We start from the raw sequence: 14,130 nt of genomic DNA, 5'->3' as shown, positions 1-14,130 counted from the left end.
TCAAAACGATTCTGCGCAGAAAGCGAAGCGTCCGTCGCGAGCTTTCACGCAAAGCGACGGACGCAATCGATCCTCTTAGAAATCGTAGTTGCGAATACGCGGGGTAAGGAGGTCCTCAACTTTACCGCGGTAGTAGTCCTTCAAGTACTCGCTGGTGTTGCGGCGAAGCGGCCACAGAATGTACACCAGAATGCCGCGCTGGGCATAAAGACGATTTTCGCCCAGAGGAAGCAGCGCGGACTGCGGACCATCCCAAACCTCATCGGTCAACTCCCAATTGCGGTTGCCGGGCAGGTAATGCAGCACCCAGGCGCTCTTAGGAGCATGTGCCATCAGATCAGCATTGATCTGGTACTTCGGATAGAAGACCTTGAAGGCCTCTTCCTCACTCACGCCGTAGTTGTGGTAGTTAACCACGCCAGTGTAGAAGAAGTCGGTCTCTCCAGCGTACTCCAGCGGATCCTCAGTGCAGATGATCTCGCCATTACCATCTTCAGCAGCCTGAGCGCGGCACTTGGCAAGCAGCTCGTCGCTCGGCCAGAACTTCTTGGGCGCTGCGCAAATAACGCGAATGCCCAAACGAGGGAACAAGGACAGATGGTCCATGAACACGCAGTCGAACCCGTCGGCGCCATCACCCAGCCACATAAAGGTGAGGTCGGAAAGCTTCTTGCCCGCCGGCTTGCGCTCGATCATCGTGATGAGGTCAGCGATAACCTGCGTGGGATGATGCTGCTCCTGGCTGCCGAAGCCATCCTCCTGGAACAAGGCGCAGCTCATACCGCTGATTACCGGTACGGTGGAGTTAGCAACAACCTCATCGATGACGCGCTGGCTGAGGCTGCGGATCATGATGGCATCAGCCATGCTAGAAATGATGGCAGCCGTCTCAGCGATATCCTCTTGGCCAGAACCGGCATGCAAAGAGCTGCCATCCAGGAACATGGCATGGCCGCCAAGTTGGGTCATGGCTGTTTCGAAGCTCACACGCGTACGGGTAGACTGCTGGTCGAACATCATTGCAAGGACAACGTCCTTGAGCAGAGGAAGACGAACACCCTTTTCTTCCATCTCCTTGAGCAGCAAGCACGTATCAAGCAGTTCGTTGATCTGCTCTACGCTCCAATCGCTCAAACGATTCATGTCCATGTAGTGCTCATGCTTCATAACCGTTGCTCCTTCTTTCTCGTCGTTCGCCACTTGGCGAACACTCATAGTTCGAACCCCTTCTCCTGGGATTCTGCGGTTCAAACTCTACAAAGAAGCAAGGCTGACCCTCAATTACCCCCTCATATAAATGTTCGAAATGGCCCTTGCAGACCATACCTCTTGATACATAAAGGCCATTATGTGGTAATCAGCTTGGTTATCTGAAAAAGGTCGAATATCTTGTTTATGCATATACAGCGTTTAGCTAAATAGGACGCAGCTGCGGGACGGGCATTCGCACGCAGGCGCGAAAGCAAACGGAACAGCCCAATGGACTGTTCCGCCATACTCGAACAATGCAGGGTGCGGTTGCGGGCAGGTCTTCGCGCGCAGGTTGCGCAGCAAACGGAACAGTCCAGTGGACTGTTCCGCCGAGCGAGCCATTGCTTGAGCACGGAGGGTTGTTCCGCAATCGCCTCCGGCGGAATACGTTACGCCCCCATCGTCCCTTGAGCTGCAATAACAGCCTGGGACATCTGATACGACAGCGCCACCACGCCTATGAGCACGATGGTCACGACGATCTTCACCGTCACGTGCCAGGTGCAGGCGCCCCTCCACATGAGCACGAGGCCCACGGGCCACAGCACCACGAGGAAGAAGATGATCCAGAAGGTCTGGTCGTACCACTTCTTCTCATCGCCCGTTGTCACGATGCTGTTGGCGGCATCGCGCGTGCGGCCCTGACCGCGATGCGTCCAGTCGCCGTAGCTGTTGCCGTTCTCGTCTTTGAAGATGCCCATGGTTGCTCCTATTCGGCGAGCTTCTTCGCCAGAAGCTCGTTGATGATCTTGGGGTTGCCCTGGCCACGCATGGCCTTCATGCACTGGCCGACGAAAAAGCCGATAACCTTGGTGTTGCCGTCACGGTAGCGGGCCACCTCATCGGGGTTGGCGGCGATGACCTCGTCCACCACGGCCTCGATGGCGCCGGTGTCCGACACCTGCTTCATGCCGCGGGCCTCCACGATGGCCTCGGGATCCTTGTCCTCGTCCATGATGGCCGCGAACACCTCCTTGGCCTGCTTCGAGGAGATAGTGTCATCCGCAAGCATCTTCACAAGCGAAAGCGCCCGGGCCGCCGTCAGCGGCGTGTCGGCGAGCAGCGTGCCCTCGTGGGCGTTCAGCCACGCGGCCACGTCGTTGATGATGAGGTTCGCGAGCGGTTTGGCGAACTTGCTGCCGTCCGCCTCGGCTTTCGCGAGCGCCATGCACTCGTCGAAGAAGTCGGCCGTGGCGCGGTGGTCCACCAAATGCCGCGCATCGTAGGAGGTGAGCCCGAAATCGGCGGCGAAGCGCGCGGCCTTCTGGTCGGGCAGCTCCGGCAGCTTGGCGCGCACGCCCTCGATGAACTCGTCGGACAAGTCGTAGGGCGCCAAGTCCGGCTCGGGGAACAGGCGGTAGTCGTCGGCCGTCTCCTTCACGCGCATGACGATGGTGCGCTTAGCAGAGGGATCCCAATGGCGCGTCTCCTGGTAGATGACGCCGCCCTCCTCGAGCACCTCGGCCTGGCGGCAGATCTCGTAGGCCAGCCCGTCGTGCAGGTTCTTGAAGGAGTTCATGTTCTTCAGCTCGGTCTTGGTGCCGAAGGCCTCGGTGCCGCGGCGGCGCAGCGACACGTTGCCGTCGCAGCGCAGGGAACCTTCCTCCATGGAGCAGTCGGATATGCCCAGAGCCAGGTAAATCTGGCGCAGCTTCTGCATGAACAGGCGCGCCTCCTCCGGCGTGCGCAGATCCGGCTCGGTCACCAGCTCGATGAGCGGCGTGCCGGCGCGGTTGTAGTCCACGAGCGACTGGGTGGCCCCGGCGATGCGGCCCTCACCGCCGCCGAGGTGCACCATCTTGCCGGCGTCCTCCTCCATGTGGATGCGGGTGATGCCCACGTGGGCCACGTAGCCGTCCTCGGTGCGGGTGATGTTGCCGTCGCTCTCGCCGGGGGCGAGCGCGTCCAGGCGGTAGCGCTCGGTCGCGCCCCGGCCGTCCACGTCCAGGTCGAGGTGGCCCCGCATGCAGAACGCGATGGGGCCCTGGGTGGTCTGGAAGTTCTTGGCCATGTCGGGGTACATGTAGTTCTTACGGTAGAACATCGAGTGCTTCTCGATGTCGCAGTTGGTGGCAAGACCGGCCAGCACGATGGACTCGATGGCCGCGCGGTTGGGCACGGGAAGCGCCCCGGGCAACCCCAGGCACACCGGGCAGGTGTGGGTGTTGGGGGCCGCGCCGAACTCCAACTTGCAGCCGCAGAACATCTTGGTTTCCAGCGTGGTCAGCTCCGCGTGGATCTCCAGACCGATGACGGCCTCCCAGGTCTCGAATACCTCTTCGAGGGTCTTCATTTACGCACCCACCTTTCCGTCGGCAAAATCGGGGGCGACCGGAGCCGGACCGTAGTGCTGCTCCAAGGCCGCCGCCGCCCGGAACATGTTCTTGTCCTTGAAGGGAGGCGCGATGATCTGCACGCCCACCGGAAGGCCCGTGTCGGCGCCGAGGCCGATCGGGAACGACAGGCCGCCGTTGCCGGCGATGTTGATGGAGATGGTGAACATGTCCGCGAGGTACATCTCGGTGGGGTCGCAGATCTCGCCGATCTTGAACGCCGTGGTCGGCGCCACCGGCGAGAGGATGACGTCCACCTTCTCGAAAGCCGCCGCGTAGTCGCGCGTGATGAGGGTGCGCACCTGCTGGGCCGGATAGTAGTACTTGTCGTAGACACCGGCCGACAGAAGGTAGCTGCCGAGCATGATGCGGCGGCGCGCCTCGGGGCCGAAGCCCTTCGCGCGGCTCGCCTCGTACTGGCTGGCCAGATCCTTGTGGCCCGGGTCGCAGTAGCCGTAGCGCACCGAGTCGAAGCGGGCGAGGTTGCTGAAGGCCTCGCAGGGGCCGAGCACGTAGTAGGCGCTCATGGCGGCCTGGGCGTGCGGAAGCTCCACTTCCACCAGTTCCGCGCCCATATCCTGAAGAACAGCCGCGGCCTCTTCCACCTTCGCCCGCACCTCGGACGCAAGACCGGCCGCCTCCATGAACGCGGGAACGATGCCGATCTTCATGCCGCGCGCGCCCTCAGCGAGGTTGGCCGTGAAGTCCACGTCGCACGGCTGGCTCGTGCAGTCCAGCTCGTCGCGGCCGGAAAGCGCGTTCAGCGCGAGCGCCGCGTCCTCCACCGAACGGGCGAAGGGGCCCACTTGGTCGAGCGAGCTGCCGAAGGCCACCACGCCGTAGCGCGACACCACGCCGTAGGTGGGCTTCACGGCCACCAGACCGCAGAACGAGCCCGGCTGGCGGATGGAGCCGCCCGTATCCGACCCGAGCGACACCGGCACAAAGCCCGCCGCCACGGCCGCGGCGCTTCCGCCCGAGCTGCCGCCGGGCACGCGCTCGACATCCCACGGGTTGAAGGTGGGGCCGAAGGCGGAGGTCTCGGTGGAGCCGCCGAAGGCGAACTCGTCCATGTTCAGCTTGCCGATGGGAAGGGCGCCGGCGCGCAGCGTCTTTTCCACGCAGGTCGCCGTGTAGGGGGACACGTAGTCGCGCAGCATGTTCGAGGAGCACGTCGTGTGCGTGCCCGTAAGGTTCAGGTTGTCCTTGTAGCCCACGGGAACGCCCGCGAGCGGGCCCATCTCGGCGAGGCGCCCCTCGGCGACGGCGGCGTCGATGCGAGCCGCCGCGTCGAGCGCGAGTTCCTCGGTGGTTTCCAGGAAGGCATGCACCGCCCCGTCGGCCTCGCCGATGCGCTCGAAGGTGCCGCGGGCCACCTCGGCGGCCGAGAACTCCTTGGCGGCGAGACCGGTTTGAATCTCGCGAATGCCCATTTCTCCGAAGGTGCGCGCCATTAGCGATCGCCCCCTTCCCCCAGGATGGACGGGATGAGGAAGCTGCCGTCTTCCTGCTTGGGCGCGTTTTCCAGCGCCACTTCCTGGGTGAAGCTCCCGCGCACCTTGTCATCGCGCATGACGTTGGACAAGTCGCCGATGGGATGGAACGTCGGCTCGACCCCGTCGAGGTCGAACTCGGTGATGGGCGCCAGGCTGTCGATGATGGCGTTCAGGTCGGCCGTCATGGCGACGACCTCCTCCGCGTCAAGGCCAATGCGGGTGTATTCCGCGATGCCCCGCACATCGGCCTCGGAAAGATGCTGCGTCATGAATCGCGCTCCTTCTCTGGGAGCGGCCGCGCCGTGGCGATCGGCACTCCCCGGTTCGTTAAGTCAACCGCTCCATGATAGCAAAAGGCGCGCCACCAGCGCGCCCCGCGCCCACCGAGCGCGAAGATTTAACAGAGCGGGCGACTCACAGTCCGCGCGATCGGGCAGCATCCCGCAAAGACGCTTCAGTGATCGACTCGCCTTGGGGCACGTAAACGGCCAGGCAGGGAAAGCTCGGCTTGGCGGACATGAGCGCGCCCGGGGCCAGGTCGAAGCGCTCCTCCAGGCTGGCGAGCACGTGGCGCACGTTGGCCTTGGTCATGCCGGCACGGCGCAAAGGCGACACCACCCCCGCCTCGGCCAGCGCCTTGAAACCGGGGCGGCGCTCCGGGTCGTCGGAGGCGTTGGTGCCGTCCACAACGACCGTGAACCCGTCGGCCGCCGCCGTCCGACGCACCTCGTCGAAGAGGAAGCGCTTGCAGAGGTAGCAGCGATCGGCGGGGTTCGCGCAGATGTCGGCCTGGGCGAGCACGTCCGCTTCCACCACCGTGAGGGGCACTTCCAGCGCCGCCGCCACAGTTCGGGCGTCATCAAGCTCGAAGTCGGGTTGGAAGGCGGTCTTCACCAGGTAGGCATGCACCTCGCACCCCGCCAGCTTTGCCGCGGCCAGAAGCAGCGCCGAGTCGCAGCCGCCCGAGAAGGCCACGGCCAACTTGGGCTCGCGCAGAAGGTACATCTCCAAAGGCTCGCCGAACAGGTGCTGACCGGGCCCCACGTCCTCGGTGTCCTCGGCGACAACGCTTTCGAAATCCACCGCCGCTTCCGTGCTCTTTTCCTCGATCTCTGCGATTTTCGTTACTTCCATACTCGCCTTCTGTACTACATCGGGCGACGCGCCGACGCCGCGCACCGCCCGATTCTCTTTCCTCTATGCTCTGCCCCTCAAGGAGCAGCCATCCTTAGCGCAGCGTGATGCCCTCGGGCAATTCCACGTTGCGCCAGTCCTCGTCATCGCCTTCGCGGTCGCCCTCGTCCTCGGCGACGACCACCGGCGCGGGGCGCTCGGGCTCCGGGGCGCCGAAGGCCTCGCGGAAGGCATCGGCGTACATGCGCGGCGCGGCGAACACCACGTTCGGCACGGCGCCGGGGTGTTCCGCGATCCAGTTCTGGATGAGCTCGATCACCTGCTCGACGGGGTAGCCGTTGCGACCGCAGCCGAAGGCGCCCACGATGAGCGTCTCGGTGCCGTTGGCGGCGGCGATGCGGAAGATGGCCTCGATGCGGTCGGCGAGCGCTTTGTCGCACTCGCGTTCGGAACGGTGGTTCTCCAGGGCGAAGGCACGGACGGGTTCGGCGATGACCAGCACGTCGGCGCGGCGCACATCGCCCCCGCGGGAGAACAGCACCTCGGGCACGTACAGAGCCCGGTCGGTGAACAGCGAGCCTCGGCGGTAGTCACGGTTCTTGTCGTAGAAGTCGCGCTTGTGGGCTACAAGGATCGGGTACAGGTTGCTCTCGGAGCACAGGATCTGCTCCGGGCCAAAGGCTCCGTCCTCATAGGCGCCGCCGGGGCGGGTGAAGGCGCCGGGATCCACGATCATCGTCTTGCCCGTGGCGTCACGGTAGAGCGCCTCGGGAGCGAAGGAGGTCACGACCTTGACGGTCGTCTCCGTGGCGGTCGGTGCAGCTGCGTCAGATTCAGCTGCTTCCTCGGCAGCCTCTGCTGCCTCTTCGGCGATCTCGGCAGCCTCGCAGGCCTCCTCATTGCCGGCCTGCGCCCCCTCGGCATCCGCCTCGGCCATCTCGGCAGCGGCCTTCGCCACCCGAGCCGCTGCGGCCGCCTCGGCGCCCCACAGTAGCGCGCGGCCCTCCCCTTCCTCGTAGATGCGCGCGTTCTCGATGGCCTCGTCCGTCTCGCGCCCGAAGGCGGCCTTCATGAGGCCCGTATGCCGCGCCGCCTCGCGCCGCCGCTCCTCCCGCTGCTCGTCCCGATTCGGACGACGCATATCGCGACCGCCGCGCCCTCGTTCGCGACCGCCACGCCCATCGTGCTCGTTGAACTCCGCCATACCGCTCTCCTTCCATTCAAATGATCCGCTCGCCATGATAATGCAATTCCGTGTCTCGCGCATCTTTTAGCGGCGCTGGACTCTCCCCCGCAGGCTCCATCCCAGAGCGATGGCCAGCGTGCCCAGGGCGGGCACGATCATGACGAGCCACATGAGCCCGTAGCCGCCCGTGATGCCGCCGGCCGCAGGCGCCAGAGCCTCGGCTACCGCGCCCCCGGTCACCGGCCCCACAAGCATTCCCAAATCGAGGCCCGTGAACATGGTGTTGCTGGCCGCCCCGCGCCGGTCGATGCCCACCGAGGCGAGCCCCATGGACTGAAGAAGCGGCGCGCAGCAGCCGAACCCCGCCGAGCCGATGACGGCGGCGAGCAGAAAGCCGGGCAAGCCCTGCGCGTAGAAGAGCGCTACATAGGAGGCAGCGAAGCAGATCGTCCCGAAGACGAGCACCCGGGGCGTTCCCACCCTGTCGGCAAGGCCGCCCAAAGCCGGCCGCGTCACCACCAGGCACAGCGCGTACACCACGAAGAACAGCCCCATATCCGCCACGCCGCGTCCGTAGCCGTAGAGCACCACATAGGATCCCATGCACGAGAACGACACGGCGATGAGCATGAGGGCGGCCGCCTTGCCCACGGCCTCGCGCGCGAACATGCGGGAGAGCTTCAGCTGGTAGGGCAGGCGCTCGCGATAAGGCTCGCGGATGGCGAAGATGCCGCCCATGGCCACCACCAGAAGCGCCGCAGCCAGGAAGTACGCTGCCGAGAATCCTACAGCATCCACCAGGTAGAGTCCCGTAGCCGGCCCGATGACCTGGGCGAAGGACTGCGCCAGCGCGTAAATGCTGATGCCGCTGGCGAACTTCGCCGCCGGCAGGTACTCGGACACGAGCGACATCGCCAAAGGCCCGCTGCACCCGATGCCCACGCCGTGGAAGAGCCGGATGGCGATGAGCACGCCCAGCGAATCGACGAACCCGTAGGCGAAAAACGAAAGGCAGATGATGCCCTGGGCGATAAGCAGGAGCCGCTTGCGCGAGAAGCTGTCGAAGGCAGGGCCGGCGAAGGGGCGCACGAGCAGCGCCGACAACGTGAACGAGCTCACGACGACGCCCACCATCGAGGCCGTCGCCCCCAGCGAGTCGGCGAACACCGGCAACGTGGCATTGGCCATGAACGCCGCCATCGACTGGAAGAAGTTCACCGCCATAAGAACGACGAAAGGCACGCTCCAGATGGAATCGCGCATCTCCGCTTCCACGTTGCCCTTCTTCTCTTCCGCCATCGCATTCTCGCGACCATCGGCCATCGTATTCTCGCGCGTCTTGGTCATCGCACCTTCCCGCCCCCGAACTGTCGTTGATATCCCCACACCATAGCGCGATCTCCGCGCATTGGCCAACCTGGTGACACGGAACGGCCTTCGAATGCACAAAATCGGACTTATATAGCCAACCGAAAGATCCAGAGGGAACCAGAGGGGCGATTTTTGGCTATATAAGTCCCGAAATCCGTATGCCCGCATCCCCGAGATGCTATATAAGTCGATTTTTGTGCATCGGAGGGGTTCTTTTTGTCACCAGGGCAACCTGGAGCAGCAGCGCTCCAGCAGCAAGCGCAAGTCGCAAAACAGTTCGACTCAGCAGAAACCTCGCTAGACCAGATGCGGCACCAAGGGCAGGAAGCGGGCGGCGAAGTCGTCTTGGAAGGCGCGGCAGGTGTCAAGCAGCCAACCGGGCTCGTCTTCGTAGTTCGCTAGGCCGCGATAGTAAAAATGCTTCCTATCGTCGGAAACGATGAACGGCAACACACCATTGCGGAGGCATTCCTTGAACAGCACCATGCGACCGATGCGGCCGTTGCCGTCCTGGAACGGATGAATGCGTTCGAAACGGTAATGGAAATCCGCTATATCCTCAAAGGCGCGCGGGCCGCCTTCGTAGCGCCCGATGAGCGACGCCACCTGTCCGGGAACCTCCTCAGGAAGCGTCGTCACAAGGCCGCCCACCTCATTGGGCAGCGCCTTGAAGACGCCAGGGGCAAAAATGGGATCGGAGGCCGCTTGCTCGGTGCCCTGCTTCAGCACCTCGTGAAAGGACAGGAGCAATTCCGGGGAAAGCGGTTCCTGCGCCGTGTCCAGCATGGCATCGAACAGACGGAAGTGGTTCGTTGCGTCCTGGATATCCGCAAGGCGGGCGTGACCATCGACGGTCCGCATCTCGAATATCTGCCGGGTCTGCTCCTCGGTCAGGCGTGATCCTTCGATATGGTTCGAGTTGTAAGCCAACTCCACCTGAGTCTTGTGGTAGATGTTTCCCTCAAGCTTCAAGCGGCGCTGGCGACAGTATTCTTCAAGCAAATCAGCCATTAATCTCCTCTACGTCACCTGTTCGCCCAAGGAAGTCAGCGAGGTTCTCCCGACCTACACGTTGAACTTGAAATGCATGACGTCGCCGTCTTGGACGACGTAGTCCTTGCCTTCCTGGCGGAGCTTGCCCGCGTCGCGGCAGCCCTTCTCGCCGCCCAAGGCCACGTAGTCCTCGAAGGAGGCCGTCTCGGCCTTGATGAAGCCGCGCTCGAAATCGCTGTGGATGACGCCGGCGGCCTGGGGGGCCTTCGCGCCCACCGGGATGGTCCAGGCGCGAGTCTCGGTCTCGCCGCTCGTGAAGTAGCTCTGCAGGCCGAGCAGGTGATAGGCCTCGCGGATGAGGCGCGCCAGGCCGCTGTCGGTGAGCCCCAGCGCTTCCATGTACTCCTTGGCCTCGTCCGGATCCATCTCGGCCAGCTCGGCGATGTCGGCCTCCACCTTCGCCGAAATCGGCACCGGGGTGCAGCCGTCGATCTCGGGCAGCTCGGCGTCCACGGCGTCCTCGTCCACGTTCGCGATGTAGAGCATCGGCTTCATGGTGAGCAGGTGCAGCTCGTAGATGGCCGCGACCTCGTCCTCGGTCAGCCCCAGCGTGCGGGCGCGATGGCCCTCGTTCAGGCCGGCGAGCACCTTGCGTGCCGCCTCCAGCTTCGCCGCGCCAGACTTATCGCGCTTGGCCTCCTTTTCCAGACGCGGGATGGCCTTCTCAACCGTGGCGATATCGGCCAAGATGAGCTCGGTCTTGATAGTGTCCACGTCCGACCGCGGATCCACCTTGCCGGCCACGTGAGTCACGTCCGGATCGCCGAAGAAGCGCACCACCTCGGCGATGGCATCGGTCTCGCGGATGTTCGCGAGGAACTGGTTGCCCAGGCCCTCCCCCTGGCTCGCTCCGGCCACCAAACCGGCGATGTCCACGAACTCCACCGTGGCGGGCACGATCTTCGCCGGATGGTCGATTTCGGCCAGCGCCTGCAGGCGGTCGTCGGGCACCGGCACGATGCCCACGTTGGGCTCGATGGTGGCGAACGGGTAGTTGGCGGCCAGACCGCCCTTGTTGGTCATCGCCGTGAACAGCGTGGACTTGCCGACATTCGGAAGCCCCACGATACCGATTGAGAGAGCCATTCAAATTCCTTACTAGAAAGAGCGTTTCAAAGCTAAACCATTATAGAACTTTATTTTGCAATTCACAGGTTCGCCCAAGGAAGACAGCGAGGGCCCGACAGGTGCCTGCAATCGGCCCGCCTTTGGGCCAAGTTGGCTTTCGCCAACGCCGCGCCCAAAACAAGGGTCAAGTGCAGGTGCCTGTCGGACCCGCAGCGTCGAGGTGAGTTAGAAAGCCGAAGCTTTCTAACTCACATGGAAAAGAAGCCGAACTGAGCCGCGACGTAGGCGACCAGAATGATAATCACCAACACCGGGGCGATGTACTTGATCATGATCGTCCAAGCACCGGCGGCCGAGAACTTCGAGGAGATGCGCACCTCGTCGATGATGGTCTTGGGCTTCACGATCCAGCCCACGAACACGCAGGTGAGCAGCGCCACGATGGGCATGAGCACCGAGTTGGAGATGAAGTCCGCGAAATCGAGGATCGAGGAACCGGCCCCGAGCGGCTCGATGAACGACAGCCCGTTGTAGCCCGCGTTGATGATGGCGCCGGCGATGACCACGAAGGCGATAACGATGCCGAGGGCCTTGGCGCGCGTGCACTGAAGGCCGTCGTGCACGATGGAGACGAGCGTCTCCACGAGCGAGATGGCGCTCGTCAGCGCGGCGAACAGCACCAGCAGGAAGAACAAGAAGCCGATGAAGGTGGCCATGCCGCCCATGTCGACGAACACCGTCGGCAGCGTCACGAACATGAGCGAGGGGCCCGCCTTGGCGGCCACCGCGTCGCCGGAGCCCATGGCCACGAAGGCCGCGGACACGATGAGCAGGCCGGCGATGAAGGACACGCCCAGATCGAAGCCGCCGATGCGCACGACCGAGGAGGTGAGGCTGTCCTGCTTGCGCATATAGGAGCCGTAGGTGATCATGATGCCCATGGCCAGCGACAGGCTGTAGAACATCTGCCCCAACGCGCCGATCACGAGCTCCGGCGAGAACTTGCTGAAGTCCGGCGTGAGGTAGTACAGCGCGCCCTCCACAGCACCCGGCATGGTGAGCGTGTAAATGGCGATGGCGACGGCCATGATGATGAGCGCCGGCATCATGAACAGGTTCGCCTTCTCGATACCGCCCTTCACGCCCAGGCCCACGATGACGAACACGATGGCCATGAACACGAGCATCCAGATGTAGCTCTCGGCGTTGGAGGTGATGAAGCCGGTGAAGAAGTCGCCGCCGTCGGCCAAGGCCTCCGGTCCGTTCACCAGGTAGGCCGCCGTGTACTTCGTCACCCAGCCGCCGATGATACAGTAGTAGGGCGTGATGATGAAGGGCACCGCCGAGGCCAAAATGCCGATGAAGGCGTACTTCTTACCGAAGGCCTTGAAGGCACCGATAGCGGACTGCCCCGTCTTGCGGCCGAGCGCCGTCTCCAGCAGCAAAAGCGAAACGCCGAACGTGAACACCAGCACCACATAGGTGAGCAGGAAGGTGCCCCCGCCGTACTTCGCCGCCAAATAGGGGAAGCGCCACATGTTCCCCAGGCCCACCGCCGAGGCGGCCGCGGCCAAAATAAACGCCCACTTCCCCGACCAGGAAGCGCGCTGCTTCTTCATCTCTCCTGCCATAGCTTTCCTTTCCCATTTCCAAGGCGCCTGCGCGCCCTCGCCTAGCTTGAAGGAACGGGCGGCTGCATCGCGCACGGTGCAGCCGCCCGTTGAAACTGTGTGATTATAACGTGAAATCAACCTGAACGCCCCATGTTTCCAGCGCTAGGCGCTGGGGGCGAGGATGCGGGGCGCGCTCAGTCGCTCTCCTCAACTAGAACTACTCGAACAGCTTCACTGCGCGCTCAAGCTGGCTCACGATCTCAATATGCTGGGGGCAGACGCTCTCACAGGCGCCGCACTGGATGCAGACGCTCGCCTTGCCGGCGCCGGTGTTCCAGTTGTAGTTCTCCTGGGCGCGGTAGGCGTCGCCCATCTGGTCGTAGATGTTGAGCGACTGCATAATGGTGTTGATGTGCACGCCCTCGGGGCAGCCCTTCATGCAGTAGCGGCAGTCGGTGCAGGGCACGCCGGGCAGGGCGGCCAGCGTTTCGCGAGCGCGCTCGATGACCGCGTGCTCCCCTTCCGTCAACGGCACGCCATCGCGCATAATGGCGACGTTTTCGGCCACCATCTCCGGCGTGTTCATGCCCGAGAGCACCGCGATCACGTTCGGCAGCGACCCGGCAAAGCGCAAAGCCCACGAGGCAATGGACGCGCCGGGCTCGGTCTCACGCAGCACATCAGCCACGGCCTCGGGCAGCTTCACCAGCGTGCCGCCCTTCACCGGCTCCATGATGACCACGGGAAGCCCGCGCTCCTGGCACACCTCGTAGCACTTACGCGACTGGATGATGTCGCTCTCCCAGTCGACGTAGTTGATCTGCAGCTGCACGAAATCAACCTCGGGGTGCGCATCGAGCACCTTCTCCAGTTCCTCGGCGTTGTCGTGAATGGAGAAGCCGAACTTCTTAATTTTGCCCTCGGCCTTCTTCTGGGCGCAGAACTCCCACAGACCGTACTCCTCGAAACCGGGCGTGAGGCTCTCCCCCAGGTTGTGCAGCAGATAGTAGTCGAAGTAATCGACGCCGCACTCCTGAAGGGAGATGTCGAACATGGCCCGAGCCTCCTCGGCGTTCTTGGCAAGCCAAGCCGGCAGCTTCGTGGCGATGGTAAACGACTCACGCGGATAGCGCTCCACCAGCGCCTTCTTGAGCGCCCACTCAGACTTGCAGCCATGGTAGCCACGGGCGGAGTCAAAGTAGGTGAAGCCACCTTCCATGAAGATGTCAACCAGCTCGCAGCACTTGTCGATGTCGATGGACGTCGGATCATCCGGATTGGTCAACGGCAGCCTCATGAATCCGAACCCGAGCGGCGCCAACTTCTCTGCAGTCTCCATAGCGCTCCCCTTTTCTTGTGCGCACGCGCAAAATTACGATGCTTCTATCGTAGCAGAAATGCAGACCGTTCGTGCAGGAAGCGATCGATTGCGCACTGAAATCCGTAGCTACAGGCACGCAAGCTCGCAGAACGGTTCAACCAGCCAATCCTGTAGGCAAATCGGCGTTTATCAGCGTCCGAGAGCCGGCCCGCTGTTAAACCACCATTGACATAGACCCACTTTCGGTACACGCGGAAAGGGGCCTCCCGCTACGATGCGATTGTCGAGAAAGCACCGGAGAGGA

General features: G+C 63.3%; 12 protein-coding genes. All 12 read right to left on the bottom strand.

Annotation, left to right across the window (positions count from 1 at the left end; all coding sequences use genetic code 11):
* Positions 1 to 75 precede the first annotated feature (75 nt).
* Complete coding sequence (locus ACW4QM_RS10425; RefSeq protein WP_173113467.1) at positions 76 to 1,215, bottom strand: ornithine carbamoyltransferase; 1,140 nt, start codon at positions 1,213 to 1,215, stop codon at positions 76 to 78.
* A 425-nt stretch (positions 1,216 to 1,640) separates the two neighbouring features.
* On the bottom strand, positions 1,641 to 1,952 hold the full coding sequence (locus ACW4QM_RS10420) for a holotricin-3 (protein WP_173113469.1): 312 nt from the start codon (positions 1,950 to 1,952) through the stop codon (positions 1,641 to 1,643).
* A gap of 8 nt (positions 1,953 to 1,960) precedes the next feature.
* Complete coding sequence (gene gatB, locus ACW4QM_RS10415) at positions 1,961 to 3,544, bottom strand: Asp-tRNA(Asn)/Glu-tRNA(Gln) amidotransferase subunit GatB (protein ID WP_173113471.1); 1,584 nt, start codon at positions 3,542 to 3,544, stop codon at positions 1,961 to 1,963.
* The gene (gatA, locus tag ACW4QM_RS10410) at positions 3,545 to 5,038 is read right to left on the bottom strand and encodes an Asp-tRNA(Asn)/Glu-tRNA(Gln) amidotransferase subunit GatA (protein WP_302234375.1); all 1,494 of its coding nucleotides are present in this window, start codon (positions 5,036 to 5,038) and stop codon (positions 3,545 to 3,547) included.
* Positions 5,038 to 5,349, bottom strand: a complete 312-nt coding sequence (gene gatC, locus ACW4QM_RS10405; RefSeq protein WP_278982030.1) for an Asp-tRNA(Asn)/Glu-tRNA(Gln) amidotransferase subunit GatC — start codon at positions 5,347 to 5,349, stop codon at positions 5,038 to 5,040. Before gatC ends, gatA begins: the two co-directional genes overlap by 1 nt.
* A 145-nt stretch (positions 5,350 to 5,494) precedes the next feature.
* Positions 5,495 to 6,214: a 7-cyano-7-deazaguanine synthase gene (locus tag ACW4QM_RS10400; protein WP_302234377.1), complete on the bottom strand. Its 720-nt coding sequence runs from the start codon at positions 6,212 to 6,214 to the stop codon at positions 5,495 to 5,497.
* Between the two features lie 94 nt (positions 6,215 to 6,308).
* Complete coding sequence (locus ACW4QM_RS10395) at positions 6,309 to 7,418, bottom strand: TIGR02452 family protein (protein WP_302234378.1); 1,110 nt, start codon at positions 7,416 to 7,418, stop codon at positions 6,309 to 6,311.
* Positions 7,419 to 7,484: 66 nt separating this feature from the next.
* A complete protein-coding gene (locus ACW4QM_RS10390; RefSeq protein ID WP_455798429.1) occupies positions 7,485 to 8,747 on the bottom strand; it encodes an MFS transporter in 1,263 nt (420 codons plus the stop codon).
* A gap of 321 nt (positions 8,748 to 9,068) precedes the next feature.
* The gene (locus ACW4QM_RS10385) at positions 9,069 to 9,782 is read right to left on the bottom strand and encodes a Fic family protein (protein WP_412668489.1); all 714 of its coding nucleotides are present in this window, start codon (positions 9,780 to 9,782) and stop codon (positions 9,069 to 9,071) included.
* Positions 9,783 to 9,836: 54 nt separating this feature from the next.
* Complete coding sequence (ychF, locus tag ACW4QM_RS10380) at positions 9,837 to 10,910, bottom strand: redox-regulated ATPase YchF (RefSeq protein ID WP_237974596.1); 1,074 nt, start codon at positions 10,908 to 10,910, stop codon at positions 9,837 to 9,839.
* A gap of 230 nt (positions 10,911 to 11,140) precedes the next feature.
* Entirely contained in the window at positions 11,141 to 12,523 is a 1,383-nt protein-coding gene (locus ACW4QM_RS10375; RefSeq protein WP_117283458.1) for a sodium-dependent transporter, read from the bottom strand.
* A 199-nt stretch (positions 12,524 to 12,722) separates the two neighbouring features.
* A complete protein-coding gene (locus tag ACW4QM_RS10370) occupies positions 12,723 to 13,844 on the bottom strand; it encodes an aldo/keto reductase (RefSeq protein ID WP_237974594.1) in 1,122 nt (373 codons plus the stop codon).
* Positions 13,845 to 14,130 lie beyond the last annotated feature (286 nt).

The organism is Adlercreutzia sp. CNCM I-6207 (genome assembly GCF_977072305.1).
Note: the sequence above shows the minus strand (reverse complement) of the source record. Positions and strands in the feature narration are given on the sequence as shown.

Coding starts and splice junctions, on each gene's coding strand:
- ACW4QM_RS10425 (WP_173113467.1), bottom strand. CDS start 1,215: ATGAGTGTTCGCCAAGTGGCGAACGACGAGAAAGAAGGAGCAACGGTT.
- ACW4QM_RS10420 (WP_173113469.1), bottom strand. CDS start 1,952: ATGGGCATCTTCAAAGACGAGAACGGCAACAGCTACGGCGACTGGACG.
- gatB (WP_173113471.1), bottom strand. CDS start 3,544: ATGAAGACCCTCGAAGAGGTATTCGAGACCTGGGAGGCCGTCATCGGT.
- gatA (WP_302234375.1), bottom strand. CDS start 5,038: ATGGCGCGCACCTTCGGAGAAATGGGCATTCGCGAGATTCAAACCGGT.
- gatC (WP_278982030.1), bottom strand. CDS start 5,349: ATGACGCAGCATCTTTCCGAGGCCGATGTGCGGGGCATCGCGGAATAC.
- ACW4QM_RS10400 (WP_302234377.1), bottom strand. CDS start 6,214: ATGGAAGTAACGAAAATCGCAGAGATCGAGGAAAAGAGCACGGAAGCG.
- ACW4QM_RS10395 (WP_302234378.1), bottom strand. CDS start 7,418: ATGGCGGAGTTCAACGAGCACGATGGGCGTGGCGGTCGCGAACGAGGG.
- ACW4QM_RS10390 (WP_455798429.1), bottom strand. CDS start 8,747: ATGACCAAGACGCGCGAGAATACGATGGCCGATGGTCGCGAGAATGCG.
- ACW4QM_RS10385 (WP_412668489.1), bottom strand. CDS start 9,782: ATGGCTGATTTGCTTGAAGAATACTGTCGCCAGCGCCGCTTGAAGCTT.
- ychF (WP_237974596.1), bottom strand. CDS start 10,910: ATGGCTCTCTCAATCGGTATCGTGGGGCTTCCGAATGTCGGCAAGTCC.
- ACW4QM_RS10375 (WP_117283458.1), bottom strand. CDS start 12,523: ATGGCAGGAGAGATGAAGAAGCAGCGCGCTTCCTGGTCGGGGAAGTGG.
- ACW4QM_RS10370 (WP_237974594.1), bottom strand. CDS start 13,844: ATGGAGACTGCAGAGAAGTTGGCGCCGCTCGGGTTCGGATTCATGAGG.